At 70.8% G+C, this 16,120-nt stretch carries 15 protein-coding genes; 9 read left to right on the top strand and 6 right to left on the bottom strand.

The genetic code is table 11. The features are described from left to right. Positions 1–7 precede the first annotated feature (7 nt). Entirely contained in the window at positions 8–1,663 is a 1,656-nt protein-coding gene (locus AB5J73_RS11300; RefSeq protein ID WP_370969640.1) for a circularly permuted type 2 ATP-grasp protein, read from the bottom strand. Positions 1,664–1,844: 181 nt separating this feature from the next. Here AB5J73_RS11300 and AB5J73_RS11295 point away from each other — a divergent pair, with 181 nt between their 5' ends. The 5 genes from AB5J73_RS11295 to AB5J73_RS11275 all read left to right on the top strand — a co-directional run bounded on the left by AB5J73_RS11295 (position 1,845) and on the right by AB5J73_RS11275 (position 7,428). Further along, a complete protein-coding gene (locus AB5J73_RS11295; protein ID WP_370973076.1) occupies positions 1,845–2,750 on the top strand; it encodes an ABC transporter substrate-binding protein in 906 nt (301 codons plus the stop codon). An 18-nt stretch (positions 2,751–2,768) separates the two neighbouring features. After that, positions 2,769–3,701 (top strand): amino acid ABC transporter permease, encoded by a 933-nt coding sequence (locus AB5J73_RS11290; RefSeq protein ID WP_370969639.1) that lies wholly within the window; start codon positions 2,769–2,771, stop codon positions 3,699–3,701. After that, complete coding sequence (locus AB5J73_RS11285) at positions 3,698–4,471, top strand: amino acid ABC transporter ATP-binding protein (RefSeq protein WP_370969638.1); 774 nt, start codon at positions 3,698–3,700, stop codon at positions 4,469–4,471. The genes AB5J73_RS11290 and AB5J73_RS11285 overlap by 4 nt, the downstream gene beginning before the upstream one ends. A 55-nt stretch (positions 4,472–4,526) precedes the next feature. Then, positions 4,527–6,842, top strand: a complete 2,316-nt coding sequence (locus AB5J73_RS11280; RefSeq protein WP_370969637.1) for an oxidoreductase — start codon at positions 4,527–4,529, stop codon at positions 6,840–6,842. Positions 6,843–6,957: 115 nt separating this feature from the next. Next, positions 6,958–7,428 (top strand): SRPBCC family protein, encoded by a 471-nt coding sequence (locus AB5J73_RS11275; protein WP_370969636.1) that lies wholly within the window; start codon positions 6,958–6,960, stop codon positions 7,426–7,428. Here AB5J73_RS11275 and AB5J73_RS11270 read toward each other — a convergent pair. Next, positions 7,418–7,993, bottom strand: coding sequence for a hypothetical protein (locus AB5J73_RS11270; RefSeq protein WP_370969635.1), 576 nt, complete (start codon positions 7,991–7,993; stop codon positions 7,418–7,420). The genes AB5J73_RS11275 and AB5J73_RS11270 overlap by 11 nt on opposite strands. Before the next feature lie 163 nt (positions 7,994–8,156). Here AB5J73_RS11270 and AB5J73_RS11265 point away from each other — a divergent pair, with 163 nt between their 5' ends. From AB5J73_RS11265 to AB5J73_RS11255, 3 genes are read left to right on the top strand one after another with little or no spacing between them, the layout of a single operon-like run. Beyond that, the gene (locus AB5J73_RS11265) at positions 8,157–9,974 is read left to right on the top strand and encodes an NHL domain-containing thioredoxin family protein (protein ID WP_370973074.1); all 1,818 of its coding nucleotides are present in this window, start codon (positions 8,157–8,159) and stop codon (positions 9,972–9,974) included. A 1-nt stretch (position 9,975) separates the two neighbouring features. Then, entirely contained in the window at positions 9,976–10,308 is a 333-nt protein-coding gene (locus AB5J73_RS11260) for a co-chaperone GroES (RefSeq protein ID WP_125309067.1), read from the top strand. A gap of 29 nt (positions 10,309–10,337) precedes the next feature. After that, positions 10,338–12,374, top strand: coding sequence for a VanW family protein (locus AB5J73_RS11255; protein WP_370969634.1), 2,037 nt, complete (start codon positions 10,338–10,340; stop codon positions 12,372–12,374). A 4-nt stretch (positions 12,375–12,378) separates the two neighbouring features. Here AB5J73_RS11255 and AB5J73_RS11250 read toward each other — a convergent pair whose 3' ends face one another. Beyond that, positions 12,379–13,086, bottom strand: a complete 708-nt coding sequence (locus AB5J73_RS11250) for a leucine-rich repeat domain-containing protein (protein WP_370973071.1) — start codon at positions 13,084–13,086, stop codon at positions 12,379–12,381. Continuing rightward, the gene (locus AB5J73_RS11245) at positions 13,083–13,922 is read right to left on the bottom strand and encodes a helix-turn-helix transcriptional regulator (RefSeq protein WP_370969633.1); all 840 of its coding nucleotides are present in this window, start codon (positions 13,920–13,922) and stop codon (positions 13,083–13,085) included. The genes AB5J73_RS11250 and AB5J73_RS11245 overlap by 4 nt, the downstream gene beginning before the upstream one ends. 109 nt (positions 13,923–14,031) lie before the next feature. On the opposite strand from AB5J73_RS11245, the gene AB5J73_RS11240 reads away from it, so the two are divergent. Continuing rightward, the gene (locus AB5J73_RS11240) at positions 14,032–15,411 is read left to right on the top strand and encodes an MFS transporter (RefSeq protein ID WP_370969632.1); all 1,380 of its coding nucleotides are present in this window, start codon (positions 14,032–14,034) and stop codon (positions 15,409–15,411) included. On the opposite strand, the gene AB5J73_RS11235 is transcribed toward AB5J73_RS11240, so the two are convergent. Together AB5J73_RS11235 and AB5J73_RS11230 are read right to left on the bottom strand one after the other, a co-directional pair. After that, positions 15,401–15,694: a GlsB/YeaQ/YmgE family stress response membrane protein gene (locus AB5J73_RS11235; protein WP_370969631.1), complete on the bottom strand. Its 294-nt coding sequence runs from the start codon at positions 15,692–15,694 to the stop codon at positions 15,401–15,403. The two genes, AB5J73_RS11240 and AB5J73_RS11235, sit on opposite strands and share 11 nt — an antisense overlap. A 147-nt stretch (positions 15,695–15,841) precedes the next feature. Then, complete coding sequence (locus AB5J73_RS11230) at positions 15,842–16,117, bottom strand: GlsB/YeaQ/YmgE family stress response membrane protein (protein ID WP_370969630.1); 276 nt, start codon at positions 16,115–16,117, stop codon at positions 15,842–15,844. Between the last annotated feature and the right edge of the window lie 3 nt (positions 16,118–16,120).

Below are 16,120 nucleotides of genomic sequence, written 5' to 3'. Positions count from 1 at the left end.
AACCTCCCTAGCTCTGCTGCTGCTGCTGCTGCTGGGACGACGTCAGCTCAGGCCCCTGTTCGGCGACCAGGCCGTCCACAGTGGACATCGCGCCGAGCGCGGGCTGCTCCAGCTCCCGCTCGGCCGTCGACGCGCGGGACGCGAGCACCCACGTGTCCTTCGAGCCGCCGCCCTGCGACGAGTTGACGACCAGGCTGCCCTCCGGCAGCGCCACCCGCGTCAGGCCGCCGGGCAGTACGAAGATGTCCTTGCCGTCGTTGACGGCGAACGGCCGCAGGTCGACGTGCCGCGGCGCGAGCCGGTCGTCCACCTTGGCCGGCACGGTCGAGAGCTGGACCACCGGCTGCGCGATCCAGCCGCGCCGGTTGGCCCGCACCTTCCGCCGCAGCGTCGCCAGTTCCGCCGCGGTCGCCTCCGGCCCGAACACGATCCCGTAGCCGCCGGAGCCCTCGACCGGCTTGACCACCAGTTCGTCGAGGTGCGCCATGACGTGGTCGAACTCGTCCGGCAGCCAGCACCGGAAGGTGTCCACATTGGGCAGCAGCGGCTTCTCGTTCAGGTAGTACTTCACCATTTCCGGCACGTAGGTGTAGACGAGCTTGTCGTCGCCGACGCCGTTGCCGACGGCGTTCGCGACCACGACGTTGCCCGCGCGCGCCGCGTTGAGGACGCCGGCGATGCCGAGCACCGAGTCCGGCCGGTAGTGCACCGGATCGAGGAACCCGTCGTCGATCCGCCGGTAGATGACGTCGACCTGGCGCTCGCCCTCGGTCGTCCGCAGGTAGACGACGTTGTCGCGGCAGAACATGTCGCGGCCTTCGACCAGCTCGACGCCCATCAGCCGGGCCAGCAGCGAGTGTTCGAAGTACGCCGAGTTGTGGACGCCGGGCGTGAGCACGACGACCATCGGGTCGGCGACGTTCGCCGCGGACGCCGCGCGCAGCGCCCGCAGCAGGTGCGACGCGTAGTCACCGACCGGGCGCACCCGGTGCTGGGCGAACAGGTCCGGGAAGACCCGCGCCATCGTGCGCCGGTTCTCCATCACGTACGACACCCCGGACGGGTTGCGGAGGTTGTCCTCCAGCACCCGGAACGTGCCCTCTTCGTCGCGCACCAGGTCCACCCCGGACACGTGGATGCGCACGCCGTTCGGCGGGGTGATGCCGTACGCCTCCCGGTGGAAGTGCTCGCACGACGTGATCAGCCGCCGCGGCAGGACGCCGTCGCGCAGGATCTGCCGGTCGCCGTAGACGTCGGCGAGGAACGCTTCGAGCGCGCGGACGCGCTGGGCCACCCCGCGTTCGAGCTTCGTCCACTCGGCGGCCTGGATCACCCGCGGCACCAGGTCCAGGGGGAACGGCCGCTCCTGCCCGGACAGCGAGAACGTGATGCCCTGGTCGACCATCGCCCGGTCGAGCGCCTGCGACCGCGACTGCAGGTCGTGCGCGTCCAGCGCGGCGATCGACTCGTACAGCGCGCGGTACGGACCGCGGACCGTGCCGTCGGCGGCGAACATCTCGTCGTAGGCCCCGGCGTGCGGCCGGTCCGGGGCGAGGTAGCCCTCGAACCGGGCCCCCGGCCGGGTGATCCGGCTGGTCGCCGCCTTCCTCGCGCGTCGACCGGACGGGGGCAGCCGGGGCGGGGTGGCGTTCATGAACGACATCCTGACGCACGTGCCCCTTCGTGCGCGACACTCGCACAGCGGTGGGCGCGGTGCGAAACGTCGCTGTAACTCGACAGTGCTGTGCTTTGGTATGGATGAGTGGCAATATGCGTGCTCTCACGAACTGAGAACTACGAGGAGTGACGACGTGGCCCGAGGAACCCAACTCAAGGCGCTCGCGATGCTGCCTGCGTTCGCCCTGGTCGGCCTGACCGTGGCCTGCGGAGCGGGCGGGAGTGGCGCCGGCGACGTCGGCACGAGCAGCTCCGCCGCGGCGCCCGGCACCGGTTCGGGTGACGTGGGCACGGTCGCCAAGGACGACGCGCTCGCCGCCATGGTCCCGGCGGACGTCAAGACCGACGGCAAGATCCTGGTCGGGCAGGACCAGAGCTACCCGCCGAACGAGTTCCAGGACAACGGCAAGGCGGCCGGCTTCGACGTCGACCTCGGCACCGCCATCGGGCAGGTGCTCGGCGTGCAGATGGAGTTCCAGAACGCCTCGTTCGACGGCATCATCCCCGGCATCGGCTCGAAGAAGTACGAGATGGCGATGTCGTCGTTCAGCATCACGAGCGAGCGGCTGCAGACGGTCGACATGATCTCGTACTACAAGGCCGGCACCTCGCTGGGCGTGCTGAAGGGCAACCCGGACGGCATCAAGGTCGACGACCTGTGCGGCAAGAAGGTCGCCGTGCAGAAGGGCACCACCCAGGTCGAGGACCTCGACAAGAAGAACGCCGCCTGCACCGGCGGCGGGAAGCCGGCCATCGAGATCACGCAGCTGCAGGCCCAGACCGACGTCAACCTGGCCCTCACCGCGAAGCGCGTGCAGGCCGAGCTGGCCGACTCCCCGGTCATCGACTACGCCGTGAAGCAGACGAACGGCGCGCTCGAGGTCGTCGGCGAGCCCTACGACACCGCCCCCTACGGCATCGTGCTCGGGAAGAACAGCGGCGACTTCGGCAAGGCCGTCCAGGGCGCGGTCCAGAAGCTCATCGACAGCGGCGCCTACAAGAAGATCCTCGACAAGTGGGGTCTGTCCTCGGCCGGTGCGGTCACCAAGTCGGAGATCAACCCGGCTTCCTGAGTCAAAAGGACTGAGTTCGTGAGCTCCTCCGAAGCGCCTCCCCCCGAGGCGCCGAACGACGCCGAGTCCATCAAGGCCATCCCGGTGCGCCACTACGGGCGCTGGGTGGCCGGGGTGATCATCCTGTTCCTGGCGTTCATCGTGGTCCGCAGCGTGATCACGAACGACGCCCTGCAGTGGCCGGTCGTCGGGGACTACCTCTTCGACGACCGGATCCTGCGCGGCCTGCAGAACACGCTGATCCTGACGGTGATCTCGATGCTGATCGGCATCGTCGGCGGGATCCTGCTGGCCGTCATGCGGCTTTCGCCGAACCCGCTCACCTCGGGCGCGGCGGCCATCTACATCTGGCTGTTCCGCGGGACGCCGCTGATCACGCAGCTGATCATCTGGAACTTCCTCGGCCTGGCCTACTCGCGGATCGGGCTCGGCATCCCGTTCGGGCCGACGTTCGTCAGCTGGGACACCAACCTGCTGATCACGCAGTTCACGGCGTCGCTGCTCGGCCTCGGCCTCAACGAAGCCGCGTACATGGCCGAGATCGTGCGCGGTGGCATCCAGTCGGTCGACTCCGGCCAGCTGGAAGCGGCGAGCGCGCTGGGGATGAACCGCACCAAGACCCTGCGGCGGATCATCCTGCCGCAGGCGATGCGGGTGATCATCCCGCCGACCGGCAACGAGACGATCTCGATGCTGAAGACGACGTCGCTGGTCGTGGCGATCGGGTACTTCGAGCTGATGGTCGCGGCGCAGACCATCTACTCGCAGAACCTGAAGACCGTGCCGCTGCTCATCGTCGCCGCGGTCTGGTACCTGTTCATGACGTCGGTGCTGACGCTGGTCCAGATCCAGATCGAGAAGCGGTTCTCGCGCGGCACCTCGCGGGACGTGGTGCAGCGCCAGGGCTGGGCGGCGAAACTGTTCAGCCGGGGTGGAGGGAACGTCACATGACCCCCGTGGTGTCCGCGCAGCGGATCTGCAAGAGCTTCGGCAGCGTCGACGTCCTCAAGGGCATCGACCTCGAGGTGAACGAGCGGGAGGTGCTCTGCCTGATCGGGCCGTCCGGCTCGGGCAAGTCGACCCTCCTGCGCTGCATCAACCACCTCGAGAAGATCGACGCCGGCCGGCTCTACGTCGACGGCGTGCTGGTCGGCTACCGGCAGCGCGGCGACAAGCTGCACGAGCTGCCCGAGAAGGAAGTCGCGTTCCAGCGCAAGGACATCGGCATGGTGTTCCAGCGCTTCAACCTCTTCCCGCACATGACGGCGCTGGAGAACGTCATGGAGGCGCCGATCCAGGTGCGCCGCGAGCCGAAGTCCCAGGTGCGGGAACGCGCGCTGGAGCTGCTGGACCGCGTCGGCCTCGGCGACAAGGCGAAGAACTACCCGGCGCAGCTGTCCGGTGGCCAGCAGCAGCGCGTCGCGATCGCCAGGGCGCTCGCGATGAAGCCGAAGCTGATGCTGTTCGACGAGCCGACGTCCGCGCTGGACCCGGAACTCGTCGGCGACGTCCTGGGCGTGATGAAGCAGCTCGCCAAGGACGGCATGACCATGGTCGTCGTCACGCACGAAATGCAGTTCGCGCGCGAGGTGGCGGACAAGGTCCTGTTCATGGACGGCGGCGTCGTCGTCGAAGAGGGCCCGCCCGACCAGGTCATCGGGAGCCCGCGCGAGGAGCGGACCAAGTCGTTCCTGGCCCGGGTGCTCAACCCGAACGCCTGACGAAACCGTCCGGATTCGCTATTTTCAAAGCGGGTGACAGAGGGGGACAGGTGTTTTGACGACCGAAAGCGCGCTGCCCCCTCTCGACCCGTTCGCCGGTATTCCCGATCGCCGCTATGAAGTCAAAGCCGCCGATCTGCTGAAACCCGGCAACGCCGGCCTGATGCGCTGGCGGCGGCAGGCCACGAACGCGCCGATCGTCTACGTCGAGGACGCCTACATCACCGGCACGCTCGACCTGCGCGCCGCGGACCTCAAGTACCTCTTCCGGTTCGAGCGCTGCCGGTTCGAGCACCCGCCGGACGTGCGTGAGGCCAACCTGCTCGGGCTCGTGTTCCGCAAGTGCTGGCTGCCCGGGCTCAAGGCCCGCAACATGCGCAGCCGCAACGACGTCCGGCTGATCCGCAGCGTCGTGCAGGTCGACGGCGCCGACCGCGAGATCGAGGAGACGACCGTCCAGCGCGGCGACGACCGCGAACGCGGGATGCCGAACGCGGCGGTCAACCTCACCGACGCCGTGATCGAAGGGTCGATGGTGCTGACCCGCACGGTGATCTCGCACCCGCACGGCAAGGCGATCCAGGCCGACCGGCTCGTGCTGACCGGCGCGCTGCTGGCCTACCGGATGGTCGCGAACGGCGAAGTCCGGCTCCCTGGCCTGCGGACCGGCGGTAACGTCAACTTTTCGGGCGCCACGCTGAACAACCCGGACGGCTTCGCGCTCAACGGCAACGGCCTGCACATCGGCGGCAGCCTGCTGTGCGAGGTCGACAACTACGGGCCGGCCAGCCAGCGCAAACGCTTCTCCGCCACCGGGATCGTGTACCTGCCGAGCGCCACGGTCGACAGCGACATCGTGCTGCGCGAAGCGAAGCTGACGGTGTCCCAGCACGGGCCGATCGCCGTCGACGCGTGGAAGTCCAACGACCCGTACCTGGACCCGCGGCCCGCGCTGGTCGCCGACCGCCTGCGCGTCGACGGCAACGTCGAGTTGTCGGACGGTCTGCAAGCGCTCGGCACGCTGCGCATGGTCAACGCCCGCATCGGCGGCTCGCTGCGGCTGGCCGGCGCCGAGGTGCGGGTCGAGCGCGGCAAGTCGCAGCCGTACTACGACCGCGCGCTGCACCTGGACGGCACCGAGATCGGCGGCGACATCGAGGCGACCAGCCTGCGCGTGCCCGCGGGCCAGCTGCGGCTGGCGGACGTCACGGTCGGCGGCAACTTCCTGGCGTGGAACTCGATGTTCCGCCACCCCGGCCGCGACGTGTTCTCGGCCCGCCGGTCCAAGATCGCCGGCAACTTCCAGCTGACGGACGCCACGATCCACGGCACCCTGCGGCTGCAAGGCGTCGAAGTCGGCGGCTCGATCAACCTGGCCGGTACCCGCCTGACGGATCCGGGCCTGCGCGCGACCAGCAGTTTCTCGCTCGACATCCGGACCGGCCGGATCGGTCGCGACCTGACGCTGCGCGACAACAACAGCCGCCCCTTCGTCGCGGAGGGCGGCGTCAACCTGGACGGCGCCCAGGTCGCGCGGCGCGTGGACCTGCGGGGTTCGGAGCTGAAGTCGCTGCCCCCGTTCCACGTGGCCCTGGACGCGGGCGACGTCGCGGCGGACGAGTTCACGCTGACGCCGAACTTCTCCCCCGAGGGCCGGATCGTGCTGCGCCGCGCGCACTGCGGAACGCTGACCGACAACGACGAGTTCTGGGCCGCGTCCGGCGGCATCGAGCTGGAGGACTTCCGCTACGACGCGCTGGGCCGCGGCATCCCCCTCGACGACGACAAGGCCCTCGACCACCGCATCGAGCTGCTGCGCCAGGCCATGCGCGGCTATCGGCCGGGCCCGTACGACCAGCTGGCCCACATGCTCCGCGCGGCGGGCAACGAAGAGCACGCGTCGACGGTCGCCCTGCGCAAGCAGCAGTTCAGGTACGAGGCACTGGCCCGCGGCTTCAAGTTCTTCGGCCCGGGCGTGCGCCTGTGGAGCTGGCTGCAGAGGTCGATGGTCGGCTACGGCTACCGCCCGGTCCGCGCCCTCGGCTGGCTGCTGATGCTGCTGGTGCTGGGCAGCCTGTGGTTCGGCCTGGGCACCGACGACTGCATCCATTGGGTCACCTCGGACCCGGCCCACCAGATCATCGCGAACGGCCGCCGCTGCGTGGTGAACCAGCAGGACACGGGCCTGCAGTGGAACCCGGTGATCTACACGGCGGACCTGCTGGTGCCGATCGTGGATTTCGGCAACAAGTCGAGGTGGTACATGCACGGCCCGGACAACTGGGTGGCGGCGGGCTTCACGGCGTCCGGCTGGATCCTGGCGACGACGGTGGCGGCGGGCGTCAGCCGGATGCTGCGCCGGGAGAACTAGCCGCTTCTAAGCTTTTCTAGCGTTGATCCGATACAGCGCCAGAAAGGGCAAGCCGGGCTTCACGTGACCGCAGTCGCTGACATACCCTCGGTATGTCCCTCGACGTGGAGGTTCCATGACCGCACCCAACGCCACCGGCCGGATCGAGATCGGTGCCGCTCCCGAAGTCGTGTACGCCCTGGTCAGTGACCCCGGAAAGCTGGCCGAAGTGGCCGAGGAGTACGCCGGGCACCGGTGGGTCGGCGGTGCCGACGGGCCCGCGGTCGGCGCGAAGTTCCGTGGCCGCAACCGCCGCGGCTTCCGGCGCTGGAGCACCCTCTCCACCATCACCGACGCCGAGCCCGGGCGGCGGTTCGGCTTCGAGGTGACCTCGGTGGCGGGGCTGCCCGTCTCGCGCTGGCAGTACGACATCGAGCCCGCCGGTGCCGGCTGCGTCGTCGTCGAAAGCATGTGGGAGCGGCGGCCGGCCTGGTTCAAGGTGCCGACCTCGACCGTCACCGGCGTCTGGGACCGGGACACGGCGAACGCCGGCAACATCGCCGCCACGCTCGCCCGGCTGAAGCGGGCCGCCGAGGTCAGTCGATGAAGCGGGACCAGAACGGGATGTAGCGGGGGCCGTCCGGTGGCGCCGTGCAGATGCCGCCCGTCGCGAACTCGCGGTGCAGGTAATCCCGCAGGTCGCTGCCGTAGACGATGATGTCCGTCTGGTACACCGACAGCACCGGGTACCCCATCGTGCCCGCGAGGCCGGGCAGGTAGCGGTGCCCGCACACCGGCACCAGCTGTGGCACGTCGGCCAGGCGCTGGCGGGCTTCGCGGACCGCGTCCTCCGGGCCGACCGGGCGGGTGCCCCAGTCGGGCAGCCAGAAGCCGTTGTGCTCGACGTCGTACAGCACGCCGTCGACCGGCCAGGTCAACCGTTTGCGCAGCTGCTCGGGGTTGCCGCAGCGCCAGTCGGGCCAGCGGTCGCCGATGGGCACGCCGGCGGACAGGAACGTGCGGTGGTCCGCGGCGAAGCGGAAGCCGAACCGGCGCTCGACGTCGTCGAGTTCGGCTTCGCTCAGCCCCGGGCGCACCGGTTCCCGGAGGTTCTCCTGCAGGTGCCGTGCCTCCTCGGGGGTGAGGGCGCCGGCCGGCTGGACGGGGGTCATGAGCCGAGCCTAAGCGGCGGCTCACCCGCACGCGCGTCCTTTTTCGACCGGCCTGGGGGACCTCGGAGGGGTGAGTTTGTTCTCTCATCGGCTGGACCGCGGAACACCGCGTGAGCGCGTGTAGTTCACTCATCCCGTGACTTCCCCACGACCGCAGAGCCGCGTGCGTGCCCCCGAGCTGCGCGGCGACGTGTGGCTGAACACCGGCGGCCGCCCGCTGACCCTCGCCGAGCTGCGCGGGCGCATCGTGCTGCTGGACTTCTGGACCAGCGGCTGCATCAACTGCCTCCACGTGCTCGACGAACTGCGCCCGCTCGAGGCCGAGTTCGCGGACGTGCTGGTCACGATCGGTGTCCACTCGCCGAAGTTCCTGCACGAGGGGGAGCGCGCGTCGATCGAAGCCGCCGTCCGGCGCTACGACGTGCACCACCCCGTGGTCAACGACCCGAAGATGGAGCTGTGGTCGCAGTACGCGGTCCGCGCGTGGCCGACGCTCGCGGTCGTCGACCCCGAGGGCTACGTCGTGCACGTCGCCGCGGGCGAAGGGCACGAAGAGGCGCTTCGCCGGGTGATCGCCGACCTCGTGGCGAAGCACGAAGCGAAGGGGACGCTCCGCCGCGGCGGCAGCCCGTACGTCCCGGTCGAGGAACAGCCCGCCGAGCTGAGGTTTCCCAGCAAAGCCGTCGCCACCGCCGAGGGCCGGATCCTCGTCGCGGACACCGGGCACCACGCGATCGTCGAGTTCGCCTCCGACGGCGAGACCGTCATCCGCCGCTTCGGCAGCGGGGCCCGCGGCGGCCAGGACGGCCCGTTCGACGTCGCGACCTTCGCCGAGCCGTCGGGCATCGCGCTGCTGCCGTACGACGTCGCCGAGCGCGTCGGCTACCACGCCGTCGTCGCGGACACCGCCGGCCACCGGCTGCGCGGCCTCGACCTGATCACCGGCGAGGTGTCGACGGTCGCCGGCACGGGCGCCCAGTGGCGCAGCGGGCCGGACTCGGGCAAGGGCGCCGAGGTCGACCTGACCAGTCCCTGGGACGTCGCCTGGTGGGGCCCGGCGGGCGGGGTCGTCGTCGCGATGGCGGGCAACCACACGCTGGGCGTGTTCGACCCGGTGTCGGGCACGATCCGCCGCTTCGCCGGGACGACCGTCGAGGGCCTTCGAGACGGCGACGTCGGCGAAGCGTTCTTCGCGCAGACGTCCGGCCTGGCCGTCGACGGCGACAAGCTGTGGCTCGTCGACGCGGAGACGTCGGCGCTGCGCTGGATCGAGCCCGACGGCGAGTCCTTCACCGTCCACACGGCGATCGGCATCGACCTCTTTTCCTTCGGCCACACCGACGGCCCGGCCGACAAGGCGCTGCTGCAGCACCCGCTGGGCCTCGCCGTGCTGGCCGGCGACAAGATCGCGATCGCCGACACCTACAACGGCGCGGTCCGCTCCTTCGACGTCTTCACCCGCGAGGTGACGACGATCGCGACCGGCCTCGCCGAGCCGCAGGGCCTGCTGCTGCACGAGGGCGAGCTGCTGGTCGTCGAGTCCGCGGGCAACCGCGTCGGCCCGCTGCCGTCGAGCGAGCCGAAGGTCGTCAGCGGCGACGCGCACGCCGTGCGCCGCCCGCCGACCGTGCTCGCGCCGGGCGAGGTCGACTTTTCGGTGGTGTTCACGGCACCGCCCGGCGAGAAGCTGGACGACCGCTTCGGCCCGTCGACGCGCCTGGAGATCAGCGCGTCACCCCCGGAGCTGCTGGCCGACGGCGTCGGCACCGGCACGAACCTGACCCGCAAGATCCGCCTGGCCGACGGCGTCACCGAGGGCGTGCTGCAGGTCGTCGCCCAGGCCGCGAGCTGCGACGACGGCGGCGAGCACCCGGCGTGCCGGATCACGAGACAGGACTGGGGCGTCCCGATCCGGCTCGAGGAGGGCGGGTCGCGGGAGCTGAGCCTGGTCATGGCCGGTGCACCCCGCACCGACGGGTAACATGCAGGCCGTGTCTGACGGGGCGAAACTCGAGATCCAGATGCTGCACGACCGCGTCCTCGTACGGCTGTCCCCCGAGGAAGGCGAGCGCCGCAGCAGCGGCGGCATCGTGATCCCCGCGACGGCGCAGGTCGCACGCCGGCTCGCCTGGGGTGATGTACTGGGCGTCGGCAACAGCGTGCGGAACGTCAAGACCGGCGACCGCGTGCTCTTCAACCCGGAGGACCAGCTCGAGGTCGAAATCCAGGGCGAAGGACACCTGGTGATGCGCGAACGCGACATCCACGCGGTCGCCACCGAGCGAACCGAGCACGGCACGGGGCTCTACCTGTAGGGGAGTCGGGTCCCGCGGAGGGCGAGGGCGTGGCAGACGAAGAGGTGACCGGGCGCGCGGAAACGCTCGACCCAGAGCATGCGACGCCGCCTGCCGAGCCTGCCGAGCCTGCCGAGCCTGCCGAGCCTGCCGAGCCTGCCGAGCCTGCCGAGCCCACCGAGGTGGAGCCGGTCGCCGAGGGCGCGCGGGGCGTGGACGGGCCCGAGCCAGCAGAGGCAGCCGAGCCAGTGGCAGCCGAGCCCGCCGGCGAAGCGCCCCGAAGCGACGATGCTGCCGTCACCACCGACCTCTTCGCCGATGACCTCCTCGGCGAGCTGCTCGAAACCCCCGGCCTCCCACCCCCGCCCGAGACGCCCGCCCGGAAGCTGCGCAAGGGCGTCGCGCGCACCATGATGGCCATCGGGCTCGCGCTCGGGTTGTTCGTCATCCTCTACGCGGTCGACCTGCTCGTCAGCGCCGGGGACGTCCCGCGCGGGGTGACCGTCGCCGGGATCGACGTCGGCGGGTTGAGTCATGCCGAGGCCGAAGCCAAGCTGCGCAAGGAGCTCGAGCCGCGGTTGATCCGGCCCGTTGTCGTGCGCGGGGGCGATGTCCAGGCCGAGCTCGTGCCGTCGCGGTCCGGGCTGGGGCTCGACTGGCCGAACACCCTCGGGCTCGCCGGGCACCAGCCGCTCAGCCCGATCACGCGGATCATGTCCTTCTTCAGCAGTCGCGAGGTCGGGGTCGCCACCCGCACCGATGAACGGCAGATCACCGACGCCGTGCGCGAGCTCGCGCAGGGCAGGCTCGACCACCCGGCCACCGAAGGGTCGGTCGGGTTCCTGCCGATCGCCGGCAGCGACGGTGGCGTCAACCCCTACCCCGTCCTGCCGCGGCAGGGGCAGCAGCTGCTCGACCTGGCCGGTGCCGTGCACACCGTCACCGAGCACTGGCTCGACCCCGGCGGGGTCCGGCTGGCCATGGCGATCACGCCGGTCAAGGCGACCGCGGCCGGGGTGCAGGCGGCCTACCAGCAGATCGTCGTGCCCGCCGTCGCGAAGCCCGTCGTCGTGCACGGGCAAGGCAAGGACGTGCCGCTCAAGCCCGACGCCATCGCCGCGTCGTTCCAGTTCGCCGCCGTCGAGGGCGGGGCCGTCGAGGTGCGCATCGACCAGGGCAAGCTGCAGGGCGCGCTCAAGGACCCCCTGGCCGGCACCGAGACCGACGGCAAGGACGCGCAGATCGTCTTCACCGGCGACCAGCCGGCTGTCGAGCCGTCCGAGGACGCCCGGAAGGTCAACTGGGAGAAGACCTTCCTGCCGCTCATCGACGTGCTCAAGAAGACCGACGGGCGCGACCTCCCCGTCGTCTACAGCGCGTCGAAGCCCGGCGTGACCACCGAAGCCGCCAGCGCGCTCGGCATCAAGGAGGTCATCGGCGAGTTCACCACCGGTGGCCTCGCCGGGCCGGCCGCGACGAACAACCGGACGCTCGCCGCCCGCGTTTCCGGCGCCATCGTCAAGCCCGGCGAGACGTTCAGCCTCGGCGGCCGCTCCGGCCCGCGCACCGCGGACAACGGGTACGTGCCCGCGCCGGTCGGCGAGGACGGCACCGGCGCCACCGTCGTCGGTGGTGGCGTCTCGCAGCTGGCGGCCACGTTGTACAACGCGGGCTACCTCGCCGGCCTGACCGACGCCGGGCACCTCGAGCACGACCAGTACCTCGACCGCTACCCCGCCGGCCGCGACGCCAAGGCCGTCAACGCCGACGGCAGCCCCGTCGAGCTCAAGCTGACCAACGACGCGCCCACCGGGATCGCCGTCCAGGCCGTCGTTTCCGGCGACTCGGTGACCGTCCGGATCTGGGGCACCCGGCACTACCGCGTCGAGGGCCAGACCGGAGCGCAAACCCCGGGGGCTCCCCCGCCGGTGCAGTTCGGGGGCACCGAGCCGTGCGTACCGTCGATCGGCACACCCGGCTTCAGCGTCACCGACACGCGCGTGCTCTACGACGCCGCGAGCGGTGCGGAAGTCCGCCGGACGTCGCACACGGCGACCTACGCGCCGCGCCCGACCGTGCTCTGTTGAGTTGTCAGCGAAGGACCATGCACCCCGCCTCCTCGAAGTCGCGCAACCAGGCCGGCTCCCGGAAGTGCTTGTTCCACCGCAGATCCAGCTTGTCCAATTTGGACAGCTGGGTGATCGACGCCGGGAGGGAGACCAGCGCGTTCTCCCGCAGGTCGAGCTGACGCAGCTCGCTCAGCGAACCGATCGACGACGGCAGCGAAGCCAGCCCGTTGCCCCGCAAGTGCAGCTCCCGCAACGCCCCGAGCGCACCGATCGACTCCGGCAACGCGGTCAGCTCGTTGCGGTAGAGCCGGAGTTCGCGCAGGGACGCGAACCCCGAGAGATCGGCGGGCAGCGACGTGAGCCGGTTGTCCGTGCAGCCCAGGTACCGCAACCGGCCCAACCGGCACCACGCCGGCGGGAACGCCGTGAGCCGGTTGTCGCTGACGTACAGGTATTCCGTGAGCCCGGCCAGGTCGCCCAGCTCGTCCGGCAGCGAGTCGAACGAGTTGTGCGCGAGGTCGAGCGTGTGCACCGACTCGAGCGCCGAGATCCCCGGTGGCAGCGCGGAAATCCGGTTCGCCGCCAAGTTCAGCACGCGCAGCCCGGTCAGCGACCAGAGCGACGCGGGCACCTCGGTGAGCGCGTTCTTGTACAGGTCGAGCCGCGTCAGGTCGGGTGGCAACGCGGGCACCGACGTCAGGCCCCGGTCGCTCAGGTCGAGTGCCGTCACGACGGCCGCCGGGTCGACGGCAGCAGCGCCCACGTCGCCGCGTCGTCCGGAGTGGACACCTGGATCCGCAGCCCCGGCGCCTCCGACACCGCCAGCTCGGTCAGCCGGAAGTTCATCAGCCCGGCCCGCGGGTGGTCCATCCGCCGCAGCCGCGCCCGCGGTTCGGCGACCTCGTGCCGCGCCCACAGCTCGACGAACTCCGGGCTCAGCGCCGACAGCCGGCGGATGTCCTCCTCCCAGGACGGGTCGCCGACGTGCCTGCCGTACTCGGCGCGCATCCGCGCGACCATGTGGGGCACCTCCTCGTCGTAGTTCAGCAGGAACTGCCGCGCGTTCGGTTCGGTCACGCAGCACCACAGCAGGTTCTTGTGCAGGCACGGCATGCTGTGCCACTCCCAGAACATCTCCTCCTGCGCGGCGTTCGACTCCAGCACGTCGAACCGGCCGTTGACGACCGTGGCCGGTAGCGGGTCCAGCGCGCGCAGCACCTCGCACACCGCGTCCGGCACCACCTCGGCCGACGACGGGAGCCGCGACGGGGTCAGCTCCGCGAGCCGGTACAGGTGCTCCCGCTCGGGGTGGTCCAGCCGCAGCGTGCGCGCCACCGCGTCGAGCACCTGCGAGCTCGCGTTGATCGGCCGCCCCTGCTCGAGCCACGTGTACCAGGTGACGCCGACGCCGGCGAGCAGCGCCACCTCCTCGCGGCGCAACCCGCTGAGCCGTCGGCGCGGACCGGGCGCGAGCCCGACCTCCGCCGGGCCGATCCGCGCCCGGCACGCCTTGAGGAACTGGCCGAGTTCCTCCCGGCGGTTCGCGTGGACCTGCGTCTGGGTCATGCGGACATGGTGCCGGAGGGGTACGACAGTTTCGGGGGAAGCAGGTACTCACAGCACCAGCACCACCAGGCTCTCTCCCTGAACAGCCGGAAAAAAGCAGGCTCAGGGCATGACTCTGACCACCCCTGTCCCGGCCACCGACCGGGCCGCCCGGCCGGACCGGCGGCCGTGGTTCATGCTGGCCGTCCTGTTGCTCGGCCAGTTCATGGCGCTGCTCGACGTCACCGTCGTGAACGTCGCCATGACCGACATCCGCACCGACCTCGGCGCGTCCGGCGCCGCGCTGCAGCTCGTCGTTTCCGGCTACACCGTGGGCTACGCGATGTTGCTGATCACCGGCGCCCGCCTCGGCGAGCTGTACGGGCGACGCCGGCTGTTCGTCGCCGGCACGGTCGCCTTCACCGTCTGTTCGCTGCTGTGCGGCCTCGCACCGGGCCCGGCGACGCTGATCGTCGCGCGGATCGCGCAGGGCGCGGGCGCCGCGCTGATGATGCCCCAGGTCATCAGCCTCATCCAGGCGCAGTTCACCGGCGCCGCGCGGGCCAAGGCGCTCAGCGCGTACACCGCGGTCATCTCGGTCGCCTTCGTGGCCGGTCAGGTGCTCGGCGGGGTGCTCGTCGGCGCGGACCTGTTCGGCGCGGGCTGGCGGCCGATCTTCCTGGTGAACGTCCCGATCGGCGTGCTCGTGGCCGCGCTCGCCGGCAAGGTGGTGCCCGGCGGCGGCGCGAAGGCGGGCCGGCGGCTCGACCTCGCCGGGCTCGCGATCGCCGTGCCGTCGGTGGTGCTCGTCGTGCTGCCGCTGGTGCTCGGGCACGAAACCGGCTGGCCCGCCTGGACGTACGCCTCGATCGCCGCGGGCGTCCTGCTGGCCGTCCTGTTCGTGGTCGTGGAACGCCGCGTGCGCGACCCGCTCGTCGACCTCGCCGTGCTCAGGATCCGCGGTGTCGCGCCGGGTCTGGCCACGCTCGCGGCCGGCGTCGCCTCCTACGGCGGCTTCCTCTTCTGCGTGTCGCTGCACCTGCAGTCGGGCCTCGGCAAGACGGCGATGGCGGCCGGTCTGGCGATGGCGCCCGGCGGTGTCGTGTTCGGCCTGTGCGGGTTCTTCTGGAACCGGCTGCCGCGGCGGGTGCACGCTTGGCTGACCCCGTGCGGTTACGCGGGATCCGCGGTCGCCTACGCGCTGCTCGGGCTGGGCCGGGACGGCGGGACGCTGTTCTTCGTGGCCCTGCTGCTGTTCGGGCTGTCGATGGGGCCCGCGTTCGGCTCACTGATGGTCAACGCGTTGACACACGTCCCGCTCGAGCGGGCGGCGGACGTCAGCGGGCTGCTGACCACCACGCTGCAGCTGGGTCAGGTCGTCGGCGTGGCCACGTTTGGCAGCCTGTTCCTGACCCTGGCCGCGACGTCGTCCGCGACCGCGCTCACCACGGCGATGACCTGCGCCGCCGCGCTGCTGCTCGGCGGCGCAGGTCTGTCGCTCAGGCGCTAGTGCGGCTGCCGCCCTTGACCCTGGCGTAGATCGCCGAAGCCGCGATGACGCCGACGACGGCGGCCGCGATCTGGAAGATGTGCCGGATCCAGTCGATGCCGTTGGTGTCGCGGACGCCGAACACCCCGGCGAGCCAGTTGCCGATGAACGCGGCCACGATGCCGACGACGATGGTCAGCCAGATCGGGATCTTCTGGTCCCCCGGCGCGAACAAGCGGCCGAGCACGCCCAGGATCAGGCCCACGATGATCGTCGAGATGATGCCCCAAAGTCCGCCGAGCACAGCTGCCTCCTCGGATAGCGCAATAAGCGCCACCGTCGCACCGATCCCGGCGGGTCGCCCGCGCAGACCCCCGATGGAGTGAGCGCAAAAAGATCCGGCCCGGTTCGCCCCCGACGGCGAACCGGGCCGGATCGGCCTGGGAAGGGGTTACCTGGTCACACCCCGGCGGCCGTACATGCCGGCGGCGATGCTCACCCCGATGGCGGCGAGGACGACCTGGGTCAGGATTTCCAGCCAGTCGATGCCGTTGGTGTCGGCGTACCCGAGGCCGCGCGCGATGGCCGTGCCGATGAACGCGGCGATGATACCGATCAGGATGGTCAGCCAGATCGGGATGCTCTGCTTGCCCGGAGCGACCAGGCGGCCCAGCACACCGATGATCAGCCCGACGATGAGTGCGCTGACGATGCCGGCGACAGTCATCAC

The organism is Amycolatopsis sp. cg9, assembly GCF_041346945.1.
Taxonomy (GTDB): Bacteria; Actinomycetota; Actinomycetes; order Mycobacteriales; family Pseudonocardiaceae; genus Amycolatopsis.
Note: the sequence above shows the minus strand (reverse complement) of the source record. Positions and strands in the feature narration are given on the sequence as shown.